Annotated in this window: 17 protein-coding genes; 8 read left to right on the top strand and 9 right to left on the bottom strand. The window is 66.6% G+C overall.

Annotated features, from left to right (window positions below; translation table 11 throughout):
• Window position 1 precedes the first annotated feature (1 nt).
• Complete coding sequence (gene coaA, locus L1892_RS11215) at window positions 2–943, top strand: type I pantothenate kinase (RefSeq protein ID WP_235723669.1); 942 nt, start codon at window positions 2–4, stop codon at window positions 941–943.
• A gap of 20 nt (window positions 944–963) precedes the next feature.
• On the opposite strand, the gene L1892_RS11210 is transcribed toward coaA, so the two are convergent.
• Window positions 964–1,449 (bottom strand): carboxymuconolactone decarboxylase family protein, encoded by a 486-nt coding sequence (locus L1892_RS11210; RefSeq protein ID WP_235723668.1) that lies wholly within the window; start codon window positions 1,447–1,449, stop codon window positions 964–966.
• Window positions 1,446–2,201 (bottom strand): SDR family oxidoreductase, encoded by a 756-nt coding sequence (locus L1892_RS11205; protein WP_235723667.1) that lies wholly within the window; start codon window positions 2,199–2,201, stop codon window positions 1,446–1,448. Before L1892_RS11205 ends, L1892_RS11210 begins: the two co-directional genes overlap by 4 nt.
• A gap of 77 nt (window positions 2,202–2,278) precedes the next feature.
• Here L1892_RS11205 and pdxR point away from each other — a divergent pair, with 77 nt between their 5' ends.
• On the top strand, window positions 2,279–3,727 hold the full coding sequence (gene pdxR, locus L1892_RS11200) for a MocR-like pyridoxine biosynthesis transcription factor PdxR (protein WP_235723666.1): 1,449 nt from the start codon (window positions 2,279–2,281) through the stop codon (window positions 3,725–3,727).
• Window positions 3,728–4,319: 592 nt separating this feature from the next.
• Complete coding sequence (locus L1892_RS11195; protein ID WP_235723665.1) at window positions 4,320–6,299, top strand: HNH endonuclease signature motif containing protein; 1,980 nt, start codon at window positions 4,320–4,322, stop codon at window positions 6,297–6,299.
• Window positions 6,300–6,343: 44 nt separating this feature from the next.
• Here the strand turns inward: L1892_RS11195 and L1892_RS11190 are convergent, their stop codons facing one another.
• The gene (locus L1892_RS11190) at window positions 6,344–7,126 is read right to left on the bottom strand and encodes an isoprenyl transferase (protein ID WP_235723664.1); all 783 of its coding nucleotides are present in this window, start codon (window positions 7,124–7,126) and stop codon (window positions 6,344–6,346) included.
• A 92-nt stretch (window positions 7,127–7,218) separates the two neighbouring features.
• Here L1892_RS11190 and trhA point away from each other — a divergent pair, with 92 nt between their 5' ends.
• The 3 genes from trhA to L1892_RS11175 all read left to right on the top strand — a co-directional run bounded on the left by trhA (window position 7,219) and on the right by L1892_RS11175 (window position 9,830).
• Window positions 7,219–7,845 (top strand): PAQR family membrane homeostasis protein TrhA, encoded by a 627-nt coding sequence (gene trhA / locus L1892_RS11185; RefSeq protein WP_235723752.1) that lies wholly within the window; start codon window positions 7,219–7,221, stop codon window positions 7,843–7,845.
• Window positions 7,846–7,948: 103 nt separating this feature from the next.
• On the top strand, window positions 7,949–9,565 hold the full coding sequence (locus L1892_RS11180; protein ID WP_235723663.1) for an alkaline phosphatase D family protein: 1,617 nt from the start codon (window positions 7,949–7,951) through the stop codon (window positions 9,563–9,565).
• A gap of 82 nt (window positions 9,566–9,647) precedes the next feature.
• Window positions 9,648–9,830 (top strand): hypothetical protein, encoded by a 183-nt coding sequence (locus L1892_RS11175; RefSeq protein ID WP_235723662.1) that lies wholly within the window; start codon window positions 9,648–9,650, stop codon window positions 9,828–9,830.
• 65 nt (window positions 9,831–9,895) lie between these two features.
• On the opposite strand, the gene L1892_RS11170 is transcribed toward L1892_RS11175, so the two are convergent.
• Together L1892_RS11170 and L1892_RS11165 are read right to left on the bottom strand one after the other, a co-directional pair.
• On the bottom strand, window positions 9,896–10,969 hold the full coding sequence (locus tag L1892_RS11170) for a 3-deoxy-7-phosphoheptulonate synthase (RefSeq protein WP_235723661.1): 1,074 nt from the start codon (window positions 10,967–10,969) through the stop codon (window positions 9,896–9,898).
• Window positions 10,970–11,216: 247 nt separating this feature from the next.
• Complete coding sequence (locus L1892_RS11165) at window positions 11,217–11,663, bottom strand: Lrp/AsnC family transcriptional regulator (RefSeq protein ID WP_235723660.1); 447 nt, start codon at window positions 11,661–11,663, stop codon at window positions 11,217–11,219.
• Window positions 11,664–11,760: 97 nt separating this feature from the next.
• On the opposite strand from L1892_RS11165, the gene rocD reads away from it, so the two are divergent.
• Window positions 11,761–13,809 (top strand): ornithine--oxo-acid transaminase, encoded by a 2,049-nt coding sequence (rocD, locus tag L1892_RS24790; protein WP_272492742.1) that lies wholly within the window; start codon window positions 11,761–11,763, stop codon window positions 13,807–13,809.
• Entirely contained in the window at window positions 13,806–14,447 is a 642-nt protein-coding gene (locus tag L1892_RS11155; RefSeq protein ID WP_235723659.1) for a histidine phosphatase family protein, read from the top strand. Before rocD ends, L1892_RS11155 begins: the two co-directional genes overlap by 4 nt.
• A gap of 51 nt (window positions 14,448–14,498) precedes the next feature.
• Here L1892_RS11155 and L1892_RS11150 read toward each other — a convergent pair whose 3' ends face one another.
• The 4 genes from L1892_RS11150 to L1892_RS11135 all read right to left on the bottom strand — a co-directional run bounded on the left by L1892_RS11150 (window position 14,499) and on the right by L1892_RS11135 (window position 18,362).
• Complete coding sequence (locus tag L1892_RS11150; protein ID WP_235723658.1) at window positions 14,499–15,473, bottom strand: SGNH/GDSL hydrolase family protein; 975 nt, start codon at window positions 15,471–15,473, stop codon at window positions 14,499–14,501.
• Window positions 15,474–15,537: 64 nt separating this feature from the next.
• Complete coding sequence (locus L1892_RS11145) at window positions 15,538–16,041, bottom strand: GNAT family N-acetyltransferase (protein ID WP_235723657.1); 504 nt, start codon at window positions 16,039–16,041, stop codon at window positions 15,538–15,540.
• Between the two features lie 7 nt (window positions 16,042–16,048).
• Entirely contained in the window at window positions 16,049–18,061 is a 2,013-nt protein-coding gene (locus L1892_RS11140) for a thioredoxin domain-containing protein (protein WP_235723656.1), read from the bottom strand.
• Complete coding sequence (locus L1892_RS11135) at window positions 18,036–18,362, bottom strand: hypothetical protein (RefSeq protein WP_235723750.1); 327 nt, start codon at window positions 18,360–18,362, stop codon at window positions 18,036–18,038. Before L1892_RS11135 ends, L1892_RS11140 begins: the two co-directional genes overlap by 26 nt.

The raw sequence follows: 18,362 nt of genomic DNA, 5'->3' as shown, positions 1-18,362 counted from the left end.
CATGGCACGCGACACGACCGGGCGCGATCCCAGTCTGTATCTGGAGCTCGACCGTCGGCAGTGGCGTGAACTCCGCGAATCCATGCCCATGGTGTTGACCAACGCCGAGCTGCAACAGCTGGTGGGCCTCGGCGAACAGGTCGACCTCGACGAGGTCGCCGATGTGTATCTCCCGCTGTCACGTCTGATCCACCTACAGATCGCGGCACGCCAACGACTGTTCGCGGCCACGTCCACCTTTCTCGGCGAACGCCAGACCAACCGGCAGGTGCCATTCGTGATCGGCATCGCCGGCAGCGTCGCGGTGGGTAAGTCCACCACCGCCCGCGTGCTGGCCGCCCTGCTCGCGCGGTGGGAGTCGCACCCGAAGGTCGACCTGGTCACCACGGATGGATTCCTTCTGCCGACCGCCGAGTTGGAACGTCGGGGAATCATGCACCGCAAAGGTTTTCCCGAGTCCTATGACCGACGCGCGTTGCTACGTTTCGTCACCGAGGTCAAGTCCGGCGCACGCGAGGTGACCGCCCCGGTCTACTCACACATCGCCTACGACATCGTCCCGGACGTGAGGCATTATGTGCGGCAACCGGACATCCTGATCCTGGAGGGGCTCAACGTCTTGCAGACCGGACCCACCCTGATGGTGTCCGACCTGTTCGACTTCTCGATCTACGTCGATGCCAAGACATCCGACATCGAGCAGTGGTATATCTCACGCTTCCTGCAGATGCGCACCACCGCATTCGCAGACCCACAGTCGCACTTTCACTATTACTCGTCCCTGACCGACGATCAGGCGACCATCGCGGCGCGCGACCTGTGGACCTCGATCAACCAACCCAACCTGATCGAGAACATCCTGCCCACCCGACCGCGCGCCACACTGGTGCTACGCAAGGACGCCGACCACTCGATCAACCGGGTCCGCCTGCGAAAGCTGTGATTTGTCAGATACCGTTGAGCTCAAGGCATTCTGCGTTCATCCAGTCCCGCGGGGTAACGTCCGGCGACAGCGATCCGGTTCCACGCGTTGATCATGACGATGGCGGCGATCACCTGCCCGAGTTCGACCTCATCGAAAAGTGCTGCGGCACGCTCGAACACATCATCCGGAACGCCATCGTCGCCCACCTGAGTCACGTGCTCGGCCAGATCGAGCGCGGCCCGCTCCCGATCGGTAAAGAGGTGCGGCGCGTCGGCCCACAGGGCCACCATCCCCACCGCCTCCGGCTCCACCTCGGCCGACCGGGCATCCGACAGGTGCATGTGCAGGCAGTAGGCGCAGCCATTGATCTGCGACACCCGAATCCTGATCAGTTCGGCCAGGCGCGGCGCCAGCCCCTCGGCCGAGGCACGCTGCAACGCCACCAGAGCCTTGTACACCGTGGGGTTTGTCCGCGGAATCCACATCCGCCGAGTGTCATGCGGCGCAGCGGTCGGCGCGCTCATGCCGCGTACTCCGCATCCAACCACTGGTCCAGCGTTGTGGTGGTGACCACGTCGGGACGCTCGGGGACGAGACCACCGTTCCGAATCGCAGTGCCGCCGAAGCGGATGCCCACCACCCAGCGTGGCGACCCCGATCGGCGAGCGATGGCCTTGCCGATGTCAGCGAGGTCGAGCACGTGTGGGCCGGCCACCTCGACGTCACCTTCCGGCGCGGTGGTCACCGCACCGACCAGCGCCGCGGCGGCGTCGGCCGCCGACAGTGGCCGGCAGCGCATATGGGGCACGGCGGCAACCGGACCCAACCGCAGAGTGCTCATCATCTGCCGCGCCAACTCGTACCATTGAGCCGAGCGCACGATCGTCAGAACATCGGCGGGCAGCGACTCGCGGTAGACCTTCTCCTGCGCAGCCTTGCCCTGGTAATAGCCGAACTTGGCGTTGACCGCCGGGTCAGCGGCATTGATGATCGACAAGCACACGACCCGCCCCACGCCGGCGGACAGCGCAGCGGTCGAGACGTTGCGAGCAACCGTGCCGAAGAAGTCGATCGCGGTGTCCGCGCTGGTCGTCGTCACGTTCACGCAGTCGACAACCACGTCGGCGCCACTGAACGCTTCACTGAGTCCAGTGCCCTCGTAGGCATCGACACCTGTCGACCGATGCGCCGCGGTCACCTCAATCCCCTGCGCACGCAGGCGATTGACCACCTCACTGCCGATCTCACCGCTCGCACCCAACACGATCACCTTCATGACCGCCCCTTTCCTCGATGTGGTATCGACTTCCACAGTAGGAGTGGATTGCACCAGAAGACTGGTTCAATTCAAGGGTGGACAAGAGTGTCAATCCAGATCCGTGGGAGCGGATCGCGCAACATCTGGGCGTCGATCTCTACCTGGATCTGCAGCCCGACCCGGCGGGCAGCACCCGCGGACGAGGCGCACGCCGTCGCCACTCGCTGGCCTCCGCGCTTCGTGAAGCGATCAGCGACGGCCGATTGGGACCAGGAACCCTGCTGCCTCCGTATCGGTCGCTGGCCGCCGACGTCGGGCTCGCGCGCGGGACGGTGGCCGCCGTCTATCAGGAACTGATCGCCGAGGGGTGGCTGGTGGCCCGCCAGGGGTCGGGCACCCGAGTCGCCGACACCCCACGCCCCGGTGTCTCGGCACCCACGCGCAGTGTGCGTCAGACACCCACCACCGACCACGATTTCGGACTCGGCCAACCCAATCCGTCGCTGTTCCCGCGTGCGGACTGGATCGCCGCGACGCGTCGTGCGTTGACCGACGCCCCGGACCGGACATTCGGACCCGGCGATCCACAGGGCAGCGAACGGCTTCGCAACTCCTTGGCCGGATACCTGGCGCGCGCCCGCGGGGTGCGGACCGACCCCGCCCACATCGTGTTGACGACATCGGTTCTGCGCGCGCTGGAGTTGCTGTCGCGCAACGTATTCGGTGACGTCCTCGCGGTGGAGAGCCATGGGTTGCGGTTTCACCGCGCGGCCGTCGAACGTGGCGGAACGGCGACCATGCCAGTTCCGGTCGACGGCGACGGCGCCGCGGTCGACCGACTATCCGACGAGGCGTCGGCGGTGCTGCTGACCCCGAGCCATCAGTACCCGACCGGTGTGCCCCTGTCCCCGTCGCGCCGTGCCCGAGTCATCGAGTGGGCGGGCGATCATGACGCGCTGGTCGTCGAGGACGACTACGACGGCGAACTCCGCTACGACCGAGAGCCGGTGGGCGCCCTGCAGGCCCTCAACCCCGACGTGGTGATCTACACCGGGTCGGTCAGCAAGAGCATCTCACCGGCGGTGCGCATCGCCTGGCTGGTCCTCCCGCCTCGCCTGGTCGAGGTGGTACGCGCGACGAAAGGCCTTCGGGAACCCGACGCCAGCATCATCGATCAACTCGTCTTGGCCGAGCTCATCGATTCCGGCGCCTACGATCGGCACATCCGCCGCAGCCGCCAGTACTACCGGCGTCGGCGAGATGTCCTCACCGATGCATTCGCCCATGCGGGCGTGACGATCCCGGGGATCGCCGCCGGGCTCCACGCAGTGATCCCACTCCCTTCCCACGACGAGGACACGGTATTCGATGCGGCACTGCGCCGACGGTTCGCTCTGGCGAAGATGTCGCAGTTTCGCCATCCGGACACAAGCATCGACGACAGCTCGCCATCGGGCCTGGTGGTCGGCTTCGGCACTCCCCCTGCTTCGTCGTATCAGGCCGACGTCCGGGCGCTGGTGTCATTGGTCACCGAGCGTGTCTGAACCCGATGATTCCCCCGACCCCTACGAACGACCGAGCCTGCGAGGCCGCGCCCCCTTATCCCTGAGAAGCGACCGACCCTGCGAGGCCGCGTCACGAAGGGTCCACCCACGCAACCACACTCACCCACGAAAAGCTGTCACACCCCGCCGCTATCCTGAACCCAACACCTCACCGAACAAGTCCATCCACACCCCACTTGCAGCGCCGCAAAGTTGTCAGACCCACCCGATAGTCTGTTAGCAGTTCGATTCCCCACCAGCGCTTCCCGAACACTAGAGAATCGGAGAGGACGCCCTAGCCATGAATCACGAAGAGTGCAGCGACGAACAAGCGATGCCCCCTGATCCCTGAGGAGCGTCCGAGCCTGCGAGGCCGCGTCACGAAGGGTCCACCCACGCAACCACACTCATCCACGAAAAGCTGTCACACCCCGCCGCTATCCTGAACCCAACACGTCGCCGAACAAGTCCATCCACAGCCCACTTGCAGCGCACCAAAGTTGTCAGACCCGCCCGATAGTCTGATAGCAGTTCGATCCCCCGCCAACCCATCCCGACCTCAGAGGCCGTTTTCGCTGGAAAGGAGTGTTTCGTGTTCACCTTCACCGACCGTGCTGCCGACGACGCTCTGCTGGCCTCCAGCAGTCTCGACGAATTGGCGCAGCATGGTCGCGACCTGTTGCGGTTGAGTAATCAAGCCCAGGCCATCGCGATGCAGATCGCCCGTCAGATCGGGCAATCCACCTACAACGAGCGTCTCGCCGGGTACAACGATTTCGTTCCGAACCGAGTCCGCAACGCCGCCGACAAAGCCGCGAAAGGCGAAATCTCGCTGCAGTTGGGTATTTCTCGACGTCAAGCCGGTGAATGGGTCGGTCTCGATGAACTGCTCGACGAGCACCCCAAGATCCGTGATGCCTTCCGCGCCGGCGACCTGAGGCCCCACCGGCTGGGTGTGGCCATCCGCGGCGCCGCCACCGGCCCCACCGGCGACCTGCGGGAGCGACTGGCAGACCTCGCCGACAACGCCCACACCGACGAACCCGACAGCAAGGATGTCGAGGAGGAACTCACCCTCGACCTCGACGACCCCGAAGCCGACCTCGACCCCGGCACCGATGGTGAGCGCACCGACGGCGACGGCTCCGACGGCGACGGCACTGATGATGGCGGCTCCGATGATGCTGCGTCCGAGACCGACCCCGCCGCCACCGACGATCCCGCCGGTGACGATGCCGACGAGGATGAGCCGTGGGATTTCGATGATGTGGTGCTCGATCTGGCCAGCCGACCCACCACCGACACCGCACTGCGCGATGATCTCGACGCGATCATCATCAGTCTTGATCCTGATCGGGCGGCCCAGACCCGGGAGGACATCACCGATCTGTTCGGGGATGTGACGATCGGTAACGAAGCGTTCGGGCACATGACCGTCGATGCCTGCATCCCCGCCGAACACGGCGTACACCTGCGTGACCGCATCAGCGCCTTGATCAGCCGACGGGTGTGCCGCCGTGATGGGCGCAGCATCAAAGCCCAACGCGTGGCCGCGTTCGCCGAAATCATCAAAGCCCCCGGCGCCAAGCTGCGTTGCCATTGCGGCGACGACACCTGCCCCGCCCGCCAGACTCGTACCAGCAGCCGGGGGCAGACCACGGATGCCACCCCGAGTTTGGTCACCGACGGTGAGCGCGACTCGTCGGTCGACACCAGCACGGCTGACGAGGCCAGCGCATCGGGCCAGACCGCCGACGAACCCGAGACGGGTGGGCCTGACGCGGCAGAAGAACAGCCGATCACCCTCGCCGACCTCGACGACGACACTGCCGTCGACAGCGACAGCGACTCGAACATCGACAACAACGGCGAGAGTAGCCAATCCGGCACCGGAACCCATGCCGATGACACCACTCAGGATGTCGCGCCCTCCCCGAAACCCCGACGAGACTTCATCACCGCACCACCCGCCGAACACGACACCGACGTCGCCGACGCGGAACCAGCCGACGACACCGACTCCGACTCCGACCTCATCGTCCCCGGCCTGACCCTGCTGCGCGACCCGACCGGTCTCGACCCGACCCGCCTGATGGGCTACGGCGCCATCGATCCCGCCCACGCCGCACGAATCGCACCACACGCCACCACCATCACCGCCCGACCGAGTGAAACCCGCACCGCCAGCGGACTGATCATCTTCGGCAACCGCACACCGGCCCCACCGATCGACCTGACCGGGCACGGTGGGTTCGCCGCCCCACCACCGGGGGCACTGACCTACAGGCCGTCAGCCGCGTTGCGGGCGGAGATCATCCAACTCGACCGACGCTGCCGCTACCCGTACTGCGGCAGACCGTCCGAGGAATGCGAACTCGACCACCTGCTCAAGTTCTGCCATGCTGACCCGGTGGCCGGTGGCTGGACCGTGGCCTTCAACCTCGCACCCCTGTGCCGCCCCGACCACGACCGCAAACATGACGGGCCGTGGATACCGACCATGCACACCGACCGCACCATCACCTGGCGCAACGCGCGCACCGGACAGATCATCGTCACCTACCCGCGCTGACGCCTCGGCCGAATCGCGGTCACCTATCGGACCGAATCCGCGGGTCACTTGCCGAAACGACGACTCCGTGCCGCATAGTCACGCAGTGCCCGAAGAAAGTCGACCCGACGGAACTCGGGCCAGTACGCGTCGGTGAACCAGATCTCCGAATAGGCGCTCTGCCACAGCAGGAATCCGGATAGTCGCTGTTCACCCGAAGTGCGAATCACCAGGTCGGGATCCGGTTGCCCCTTGGTGTAGAGGTGCTCGTCGATCGCATCGACCGTCACCGCATCGATCATCTGTTCCCCGGTCGCGCCCGCAGCGAGACGGTCGGCCAGCAACGACTGCACGGCGTCGACGATCTCCTGGCGGCCGCCATAGCCGACTGCGACGTTGACGTTCATACCAACTCGATCGACAGTGCGCTCCGACGCCCGACGCAGCCGCTCGGCGACCGGCTCGGGCAGCCCCGCCAGATTGCCGACGATCCGCACACACCAGTTGCCGTCCGGTCCGGAAATCTCGTCGACGATGTCGGGCACGATTTCCATCAACGCGTCGAGTTCGTCCGACGTCCGCTGCAGATTCTCTGTGGACAACAGGTAGATGGTGACCGTGGAGATGTCGAGCCCAGCACACCAGGACAGCATTTCGGCGATGCGCTGCGCACCGACCCGGTGACCGTGGCTGACGTCCTCGAATCCGGCCTCGCGCGCCCACCGCCGATTTCCGTCGCAGATGATCGCGACATGACGGGGCAACCGGGAGGTGTCCATCAGCTGGATGAGCCGACGCTCGTACACGCTGAGCATGGGACGTCGGAGCCGATCGGGAAGAAGTTTCATCGCTGCCTGATCTTATCCGCTCCAAAAGTTACGGTACCGTAGGTTCCGTGACCTTCCTGGCGCATGAGACCTCGGCACCCGTCCCGCCGCGGATGCGGGGCGTGATCCATCAGTACGCGGCTATGGCCGCCATCTGCGCCGGGTTCGCCGTGGTCGTCGGCGCCGTGATCATGCGCGGCCCCTTCGCCGCCATGACATGTGCGATTTACGCGCTCACCACCTTCGGTGTGTTCGCGGTCAGCGCGAGCTATCACCGCATCCCCTGGCGCACGCCACGGGCGAGGGTCCGAATGAAACGCGCCGACCACTCGATGATCTTCCTGTTCATCGCCGGCACCTACACGCCGTTCTGCGCGATGGCACTGCCCGCAGATGTGCGCTGGTGGGTCCTGGGCATTGTGTGGCTGGGCGCAGTTGCCGGCGTCGCGCTCAAACTCGCGTGGCCGGCAGCCCCCCGATGGCTCGGCGTGTCGCTGTATGTCCTGCTCGGCTGGGTGATCGTGGTGGTCGCACCCGCCCTGGTCACCGAGGCCGGTTGGGCGGTGATCATCCTGCTCGCCGCCGGTGGCGTGTTCTACACCGTCGGCGGCATCCTCTACGCGGCCCGCTGGCCCAACCCGTGGCCATCCACATTCGGCCATCACGAGGTGTTCCACGCCTGCACCGCCGTCGCCGCGGCACTCCACTACATCGCCGTCTGGCTGGTGCTGGCCGCCTGAGCCTCGGGCCGCCGACCCTTCCCCAACTCGTCTTCACCGATCCATCACCCGCCGGCCAGGTGTCCGTCGCACCCCGTCCAGCCGCGCCTGATCGGGTGGCGCCATGCCCAGCGGCGTGCCGGACATCGAACTCTGCGGAGACCGCACTCTCCGAATCGGCATGACCCGCCGTCGATTCCTGAGCTGGAGCGGGGCCGTCGCCGCTCTCGCATTCACGCCCGGCATCCTCGGTGACACCGCCTCGTCGACTGGTGCGTCGGCACCAGACAGCCCCCTGTTCGCCCTCGGGGTGGCGTCTGGCGATCCGCTGCCCGATGGCGTCGTGCTGTGGACACGCCTCGCCCCGCGACCACTGGCCCGCGGCGGCGGGATGGGCGCCCGTCCGATCGAGGTGGCCTGGGAAGTGGCCGCCGACGAGGCGATGACGCGACCGGTGCGCCACGGACACGCTCCGGCCACCGCGGAGAACGGCCACGCCGTGCACGTCGACGTCCGGGGGCTGGAGCCGGGTCGGGAGTACTTCTATCGATTCGCCGCTCTCGGCGAGCGATCTGCGGTCGGTCGAACCGTCACCGCACACGCCGCCGGTACGGACGCACCGATGACCTTCGCGCTCGCCTCCTGCCAGTCGTGGGCCGACGGCTACTACGTCGCCTACGCCGACATGGCCACACACGCCCCCGACGTGGTGTTCCACCTCGGCGACTACATCTACGAGAAACCCATTAATCGCGGCGGCGGTCGTCGTCACACCACGGCCATGCCCGAATCCGCGGCACGTGAATGTCTCGATCTCGACGACTACCGCGATCGATACGCCCTCTACAAACTCGACCCGCACCTCCAGCAGATCCATCGGACCAGCCCATTCGTCACCACTTTCGACGACCACGAGGTCGACAACAACTGGGCGGCGGACATACCCGAAGACGGCATGACTGTCCCCGACTTCCTCGTCCGCCGCGCCCACGGCCTGCGAGCATGGTGGGAACACACACCGGTCCGCCTGGCCCACCGTCCGTACGGCGCCGACATCCGCGCCCACCGTCGCCTGCGCTTCGGAACCCTCGCCGAGTTCAGTGTGCTCGACACCCGCAGCCACCGCAGTGACCAGGTCAACGGCGACGTCGACGCCCCGCAGGACGCCGCCACTGCCGACCCGCGTCGTTCCATCCTGGGTCCCATCCAGGAACGCTGGCTGCTCGACGGATTCGCGCGCAGCGAGGCCCGTTGGAACGTGCTTGCCCATCAGACACCGATCGCCGACCTCGCCCGCACCCTCGACGGTCGGCGCGCGGTCAGCATGGACGGTTGGAGCGGATATGAGGCATGCCGGGCCCGTATACTCGACGGTGCAAGAGAGCGCGGCGTGACCGATCTGGTGTCCGTCGTCGGCGACATCCACCGCAACGTGGTGACCGACCTCCGCACCAGCTATCGCGACGAATCCCCCACCATCGGTGTCGAGTTGGCCGGCACATCGATCGCATCGGGGGCCGATGGCCGCGATAGCGACGATTCCGACCGCGCCTTGAAGGCCGCATCACCCCACGTGCGCTTCGGCAACGCCCAGCGTGGCTATGTCCTCAACCGGCTGCAGCGTGACCGTTGGGACGCCGAATTCCGGGTGGCCGACTCGATCGGCAGCCCGGCCGAGCGTCTGCACACCCGGGCAGTGGTCACCATCGAGACGGGACGCCCCGAGGTCGACATCGTCTGACGGCCCGGCGTCCTGCCTGCCGACACCCGCGGGCTGGCGCTCTGGATCGCCCGCTATCGCAAGGGCCGCCGCCGATCAGGCGGTGCAGCTCGACCGCATGCTGACCGTGGCGCGAGACGCCGGCGTCACCAACAAGGTCGAGATCACCGCGCCGGCCGATGTGCAGACCGCCTACCAGGTGACCGAGACCCGCGAGGTGTGGCAACTCGGGTCTGCTGTTCGGGCTGCTCAGCCAACTCGCGCCGACAGGACGCGGGCGAGCTGACGGCTGCGATCACCCTGTGACTCCCCCGACCACCATGAGTCGGGGCACTCACCTGCCGAGGTCGCTCAGCTACGGGCCAGCGTCGCCAGCACGGCGGCGCTGGCCTCCCAGCCCATGCACTTGTCGGTCACCGACTGCCCATAGGTCAACTGGTCGTCGTCCGGGGATTGCGCGCCAGGCTCGAGGAAGCTCTCCAACATCACACCGCTGATCGTCACCGGTGCGCCCGACGTCCGGGTCGCACGGATGGCGGTGGCGATCTCCTCGGCGACCTCGGCCTGGCGGATGTGGTCCTTGCCCGAGTTCGCATGCGAGCAGTCGATCATGATCCGTTCGGGCAGACCGGCCTTCGCCAGCGCGGCGACCGCAGACGCGACCGACTCGGGATCGTGATTGGGTCCGGTCGTGCCACCACGCAAGATCACATGGCACTCGTCGTTGCCCGCCGTCTCGACGACCGCACCGTGTCCGAAGTCGTCGACACCGAAGAAGACGTGCTGGGCGGCTGCCGCCTTGACACCGTCGATGGCCACCTGCACGTTGCCGTCGGTGCCGTTCTTGAAGCCGATCGGCATCGACAGGCCCGAGGCCAGCTGCCGGTGCACTTGTGACTCGGTTGTGCGGGCGCCGATCGCACCCCAGGCCACCGCGTCGGCGATGTACTGCGGGCTGGTCGGCTCGAGGAACTCACACCCGACGGGCAGACCGAGGTCGATGATGTCGAGCAGCAGCGAGCGCGCGGTGCGCAGGCCACGCTCGACGTCGAACGAACCGTCCATCCCGGGATCGTTGATGAGGCCCTTCCAGCCGACGGTGGTGCGCGGCTTCTCGAAGTAGACCCGCATGACGATCTTCAGTCGGTCCGCGTGGTCGGCGGCCAACGGCGCCAGTCGCCGTGCGTAGTCGATGGCCGCGATCGGGTCGTGTACGGAGCAGGGACCAACCACCACCAGCAGGCGGTCGTCGCGGCCGGCGAGGATGTCGGCGACCTCCTCGCGGTCACGCTGCACGGTCAGCGCACGACGCGACGTCAGCGGCAACTCGGTGCGGATGGCGTCCGGAGACGGGATGGAGCGGAACGACTTGATCCGGCGGTCCGAGGTGGATTCGGCGGCGGTCAAGTCCGAGATGGTGGTCACGTCATGCCTTTCGGGGTCAGGCCCGGTCGTATCGGGTGGCCCCTGGTTGTTCGTGCGTCACCGGAGGCCTGGAAATGACAAAAGCAGCAACCTGACGGTCGCTGCTCGGGGCTCCGGGTGTTACGCGCGCGGCGATTCAGCGCTTCATCGCGGCCCCACCCGGAGCCTCGATAAAGCGCCAATAGACGCGTGCGGTGTTCATCACGGCGACCAGGCTAGCACGACGCCAGATGACGACCAATCGCAGTCACGGATGACCTCGGTCGATCAGCTGACTCAGCACGATGATCGACTCGGAATGATCCACGGGACCGGCACTACGGATCCGCTCGAGCGCCTGCTCGAGATGACGGACGTCTCGGGCGCGCACCCGCAGGATCGCGTCTGCCTGACCGGTGATGGTGGCGGCGCTGACCACCTCGGGAATCGGCTCCCACGCATCCTTGAGCGCCTGCGGCGAGATGTTGCCGCGACACGAGACCTGCACATACGCCTCGGTGGTCCACTGCATCGCATATGGATCGATCACTGCGGTGAATCCCTTGACCACCCCATCCTCGACGAGACGATCCACCCGTCGCTTCACCGCCGGCGCCGACAGTCCCACCACGTCACCGATCTGGGCGTAGGTGGCCCGGGCGTCGCGGGTCAGGCAGGCGAGCACCTTCTCATCCAACTCATCCAGTTCACGCAACACATCTCCGTTTCACGACAGATGATGCACACTCTATTGCATAAAGCAGCAAGTTTCGACGATTGTTTGCATCATCTACCCAGGCTAGCGTCGATTCATGACGATCACGAGCCCTGCCGCCGTGTCCGCGCCCACCCGGTTTCCCCGGGTGCGCACCTATGCGATGACCCCGCCGATCCATTTCACCGTCGACTACGCGATCAACCCCTGGATGGACCCCACGGTGCCGGTGGACACCGACCGCGCAATCTCGCAGTGGCGCCACCTTCGCGAGGTCTACGAGTCACTCGGGCACACCGTGCTCGGGGTCGATCCCCAACCAGGCCTGCCCGACATGGTCTACGCGGCCAACGGCGGTCTCAGCGTCGCGGGTGCGACGATCGCCGCGCGCTTCGCGTTCGACGAGCGGGCGGCAGAAGGTGATTACTATGCCGACTGGTTCGCCGCCAACGACCTCGGACCCGTACACCGCACCACCGGCGTCCAGGAAGGCGAGGGCGACTTCCTTGTGGTCGGCGACCGCATCCTTGCGGGCACCGGATTCCGCACCGACCCCGCCACCCACGCCGAGGTGGCCACGCTGACCGGGATACCGGTCATCACACTCGAACTCGTCGACCCACGCTTCTATCACCTCGACACCGCACTCGGTGTGCTCGATGACGATCTGATCGCCTATTACCCGCCCGCCTTCTCGCCTACCTCGCAAGCGGTGCTCGCCGCACTGTTCCCCACCGCGATCATCGCCGCCGACGCCGACGCGTTCGCACTGGGTCTGAACTTCGTCTCCGATGGTCGCCGAGTCGTGATGACCGATGCGGCACCGGCACTCGCACACGCACTGCGAACGACCGGTTTCGAACCGGTGCTCGTCGACATGTCCGAACTGCTCAAAGGTGGCGGCGGAGTCAAGTGCTGCACCCTAGAATTGAGGGGCTCCGACAGGGAGGTGAACGTGGCATCCGCGAGTGAACCACATGTGGCGCACAACTATTCGCCATTGCCGGTGACCGCCGCATCCGCCGAGGGCGCCTGGATCACCGACGTCGACGGACGCCGCTACCTCGATTGTCTCGGCGCCTACTCTGCGGTGAACTTCGGGCATCGCCATCCGCGGATCGTCGCGGCCGCTCTCGATCAGATCGGGCGGGTCACCCTCACCAGCCGCGCTTTCCGCTCTGCGGGACTCGAGCCGTTCTGCGCGGCGCTGGCGACCCTGTGCGGCAAGGACATGGTGTTGCCGATGAACACCGGCGCCGAGGCCGTGGAGTCCGCGATCAAGGTCGCCAGAAAGTGGGGATACGACGTCAAGGGCGTCGCCGACGGTGCCGCCACGGTCATCGTTGCCGGCGGCAACTTCCACGGCCGAACCATCAGCATCGTCAGCTTCAGCGACGATCCCGAGGCACGCACCGGATTCGGTCCCTTCACACCAGGTTTCGTACAGGTCCCCTACGGTGACGCGGACGCGGTCGCGGCCGCCATCGATCAGAACACGGTGGCGGTGCTCCTCGAACCGATCCAAGGCGAGGCCGGCATCATCGTGCCGCCAGAGGATTATCTACCGCGTGTGCGAGACCTGTGCACCAGTCAGAATGTGCTGATGATCGCCGACGAGATCCAGTCCGGACTCGGCCGCACCGGCACCACCTTCGCCTGCGCGCACTGGAATGTCGAACCCGACGTCTACACCCTGGGCAAGGCGCTCGGCGGCGGCATCCTGCCGGTGTCGGCGGTCATCGCCGACGCCGGCGTCCTGGGTGTGCTGCACCCTGGCGAGCACGGATCGACCTTTGGCGGTAACCCGCTGGCGGCAGCGGTGGGCCATACCGTGGTCGACATGCTCGCCGACGGGACCTGGCAACACCGGGCGGCCGAACTGGGCGCACACCTGCACGCCCGACTGGGCGAACTCGTCGGCAGCGGTGTGGTCGCGGTGCGCGGACTGGGGTTGTGGGCCGGCATCGATGTCGAGCCCTCCCTCGGCAGCGGGAAGGACGTCTGTCTGCGACTGGCCGAGCGTGGCGTGCTGGCCAAGGACACCCACGGGTCGACGCTACGACTCGCTCCGCCGCTGGTGATCACCCGCGAGGAAATCGATTGGGCGGTGGATCAGTTGGCGGAGGCCGTACGCTCGTCCTCGTGACCGACCACAGCACCAGCGCATCGTCGCAGATCAACCGCCGCGTCCTGCTCATCCGGCACGGACAGACCGAATGGTCGCTGACCGACCGCCATACCGGTCGCACCGACATCGACCTGACCGCGCGTGGCGAACAAGACGCCCGCGCGCTGGCCGGGATCACCGACCGGCTCGGGTTGACCGACCCTTACGTGTTCGCCTCCCCGCGCACCCGGGCACGGCGGACCGCCGAACTGGCCGGTCTCACCGTCGACGAGGTCGACGACCGGTTCGCCGAGTGGGACTACGGCGACTACGAAGGACTGACTCGCGCGCAGATCCACGCCGACGGCGATCCGGAGTGGACGATCTGGACCGCCGGTGGGCCGCGCGGTGAATCGGTGCAGGACATGACCCGCCGGGTCGACGGGGCCGTGGACCTCGTCGAGCAGCGTCTCACCGACGGCGACGTTGTCGTCGTCTCCCACGGCCATTTCTCCCGATCCTTCGTCTGTCGCTTCCTGGGCTGGCCGATCGGGCAGGGCTCGGCCATTGATCTACGGCCGGCCGGCGCGGCGATGTTGATGCAACTCGGCAGCGATCGCCGGCTGTGCACGCTGGTGGGCCCCGAAGGTGCGGCCGCCACCCACGCCGCGTTGTGACCACTGAGTCGCACGTGGGGCCCAACCATCAGCTCGACGCGGACCATCAGCTCACGAGCCGGTGGGCTCTCGTAAACCGATGGCATCGAACAGGACTGTGGCGGTGGCCGACTGTCCCGCCCTTGTCGGGTGATAGCTGCCCAACGACCAATTGCGCAACGACAGACTGTCCGGCTCGTACTGGGGCGCATGCAGTCGCGGCCCCCACACCCATGGTTGGGCGCTGCACAGATCGTGCCGCTGCGCGCGCCACGGCGAGTCGGCGCCGTCGAGGTCGACGAACGTCGCGCCGAACAGTTGCGCATTGGTGCGTGAGATCTCGTCGATCTTGTCGATGAATGCGTTCAACAGCACCACTTCCCGATCCGACATGAACCAACCGCACCGAGCGCGATACTCCTGTCCCGGCCGCGGCACCACCTGCGGGGCGCCGAGAATATAGATCCGCGCCTGCGGTGCCCGTGCCCTCACCTCGCGATGGATTCGTTGCTCGTGCCGCCGTTGTTCGCCATCGAGGACGGCCATCGACCGCTCGACTGTCCGCGCATCACATTCGCCGAGCTGTACGCACGCAACCACATTCAGAAACTCCGGATTGCCGATGACCTGCATCACGACGATGTCGGCGGCCCGCTCCAGATGGTCGATCTGACGTCCCTCGTCGAACTGCGCGATCTGATCGACGTGTCGCGGCTCGGCGGCCGCGCATGTCGCATTGGTCAGCTGCCCTCCCAGCCGATCCGCGACGATCTCGACGGCCGCGTGGCGGCTCCGGAAACAGTAGTTGTTCGGACCGGTGGTACCCGATCGGTACGACGACGTGTCGGCCGGCACCGATCGGTAGTCATCCGCACCCTGGCCGGAGATGTACGAATTACCCAGGGCCACCATCCGAATCGGTGGCGCCGCATTCCCGGTGACAGGTTGCGCGCCCATCGAACCCGCGCAGACGAGCACGACCAGCACCCAGATCACCGAAGATGTCGCCCTGATGGGACCCCGATGGCGCCGCGCGGCCCGGGACATCCTGCCACGATACTGTGCGCTCCCGGGGCCGGACAATGGTCCGCTCGGACGACACCGCACAGCACTACACCAGATGTAAACCCATCTCGAGCGCATCCCAGAGCTCACCGTTGCGACGACGGTACTGCGCGGGACGCAGACCTTCCCGGACGAATCCGTGTCGTTCGTACAGCGCGATCGCCGCATGGTTGTGCGGCCACACCTCCAGCACCACCTTGTGCGATCCACGTTCGCCTGCCCAGGCCAGCACTGACTGCAACAGCGCGGTCCCCACTCCGTGCCGACGCTGATCGATCGCCACATGCATTCCGAATGTGATCGGTGCGGGATGCTGATCGAAGCCGATGGCACTACCGATGATTCGGCCGGTCGAGGTCACCGCCACCACCGGATGTGCACTTTCCGAGGCGAGCGCATGCCGGAACTCGCCCATCGTCGCGTCGATGTCGAGCGGAGCTTCGCGCAGAATCCAGCGACCTTCGGCTGCGACGCCGCCCCACAACTCGACGACGGCCCGGGCATCATCGGCTTCGGCGGTTCGTACCCGGAATACCCTTGCCTCATCCATGACGCGGTCAGAGCTTGGCGGCCAGGGCATCTCGGTCGGTGACCGGGAGGTCACACACCGTTCCGCGGCAGACATATGCGGCGTCAGCACCATTGACCGGACCACGGCCATCCAGCAGCGGTATCGAATCCCGTTTTCCCGCTACCACGATGGCCCCACCCGGCGCGGCGATGCGTGCGGCCGCGGCGAGATCGCCGGAACTGTCGTCGGACTGGGCCACCGCGATCTGCAGCGGACCATGCAGCCGGGCGACCGCGGTGGCCAGCCAATGCCCTGCCGATCGGGGCACCTTCGCCAACAGCACGGTCGAGCGCGCGAGTGTCTGATCGAGCAGTTCGGCATAGCGACTGGCCGGACCGAACTTCGCGAGCGCAGAAGCAGCCAGCAACGCCTCGGCGATGAGGGAGGCGCCTGCCGGAGTCGCACCATCGACGGGATCGCGCGGACGGGCGACCAGGTCATGGCCTGCCGCGTCGTACCAGGCACCCGGTTCGGCAACGTCGGCGAACAGTTCGATCGCCGCATCGAGAACCGCCAAACCCTCGTCACGCCAGGTTGTCTGACCGGTGACCTGATGCAAGGTCAGCAGAGCGGTGACGAGCGCCGCGTGATCGTCGAGAGCCGCCACCGGTGCGCCGACATGCCCGTCGAGAGAGGAGCGCCGCAGGGTGCCGTCGACGAGGTGGGTGTCGAGCAGCGCCCGCGCACACCAGGCGCCGAGGTCGATCCAGTCCGCGCGGCCGAACGTGGCCCCCGCCTCGGCGAGCGCCGTGACGGCCATCGCATTCCATGCGGTGACGACCTTGTCGTCGCGGGCCGGTTGCGGCCGCTGCGCACGCGCGGCCAACAGCCGGGCCCGCACCGACGCGAGCCGGTCGAGATCGTCGACGTCATCGGGCAACCGCAGCGTCGACGTCCCGTGTTCGAACGTTCCCGTCTCGGTGACGCCGAAAACCTCTGCCGCCCAGAGTCCGTCGTCGGCGCCGAGCACGTCGGCGAGCTGCTGCGGGGACCACACGTAGGTGGAGCCCTCCACCCCGTCGGCATCGGCGTCCAGCGAAGAGGCGAAGCCACCGCCCACCGCGAGATCGCGACGGAGGAACTCGATGGTCTCTTCGGTGACCCGCCGCGCGAGTACGTCGCCGGTCCGACGCGCGAGGTGGGCGTAGACCCGGATGAGTTGCGCGTTGTCGTACAGCATCTTCTCGAAATGCGGCACCACCCAGTCATTGTCGACCGAATAGCGAGCAAATCCGCCGGCGAGTTGATCGTAGATACCGCCGCGCGCCATCGCCGCACACGTCCGGCCGACCGCATCCACAGCGGCGCGATCGCCGTCACGTTCCGAAGCGCGCAGCAGTCCCTCGAGCAACGCCGACGGGGGGAACTTCGGGGCGCCACCGAATCCACCGGCCGCGCGATCCTCGTCGTCGAGCGTGGTCGCGACGACATGGTCGACCAGGCGATCGTCGACATCCAGATCGGCGACGGGTAAGGCGGCACTGTTGGCGTGCAGATGATCGCGAACCTTGCGTCCCATCTCGGCGATCTCGTCGCGACGCTGGACCCAGGCCTCGCTGACCGCACTCATTATCTGCGGGAAGGACGGCATGCCGCCGCGCGCGGTCGACGGGAAGTAGGTGCCGCAATAGAACGGCTCACCGCTCGGCGTGAGGAAGCACGTCATCGGCCAGCCGCCTTGGCCGGTCATCGCCACCGTCGCGTTCATGTAGATCGCGTCGATGTCGGGCCGTTCCTCCCGGTCGACCTTGATACAGACGAAATCGGAGTTCATCTGCGCGGCGATGACGTCGTCCTCGAACGACTCATGCGCCATCACGTGACACCAATGGCACGCGGCGTAGCCGACCGACAGCAGGATCGGCACATCGCGTCGTGCCGCCTCCGCCAGCGCATCGTCGCCCCACTCCTGCCAGGCGACCGGGTTGTCGGCGTGCTGGCGCAGGTACGGACTGGTCGAACTGCCGAGCAGGTTAGGTGTCGGCTTTCCTTCGCTCATCGGCCTGCACCCCATCTGTTGTGTCCGGCCGACGCCCGGTTCTGCCGGCGCCCTCGCTCCCGGCGCCCTCGTCCGGATCCACGGAGTCAGTGCCGTCGTCGAACGCCTGATCCGGTTCCGGGTGGTCGGCATCGAACTTCTTGGGCAATTTCTTGAGCTGCGTGTTCATCGACCGGATCAGGAAGGCCGTGGCCACCAGCAGGACGATGATGACCAACAATCCGAGCGGCGAGGCCTTGCCGAATTCGGGTCCCTCGGGTTCCTGGGCCGCCAGCAACTGGACACCGGCGGACAACGTCAT

This window comes from Gordonia tangerina, assembly GCF_021556435.1.
Classification (GTDB): domain Bacteria; phylum Actinomycetota; class Actinomycetes; order Mycobacteriales; family Mycobacteriaceae; genus Gordonia; species Gordonia tangerina.
This window is presented reverse-complemented; position numbering and strand designations above follow the sequence as displayed.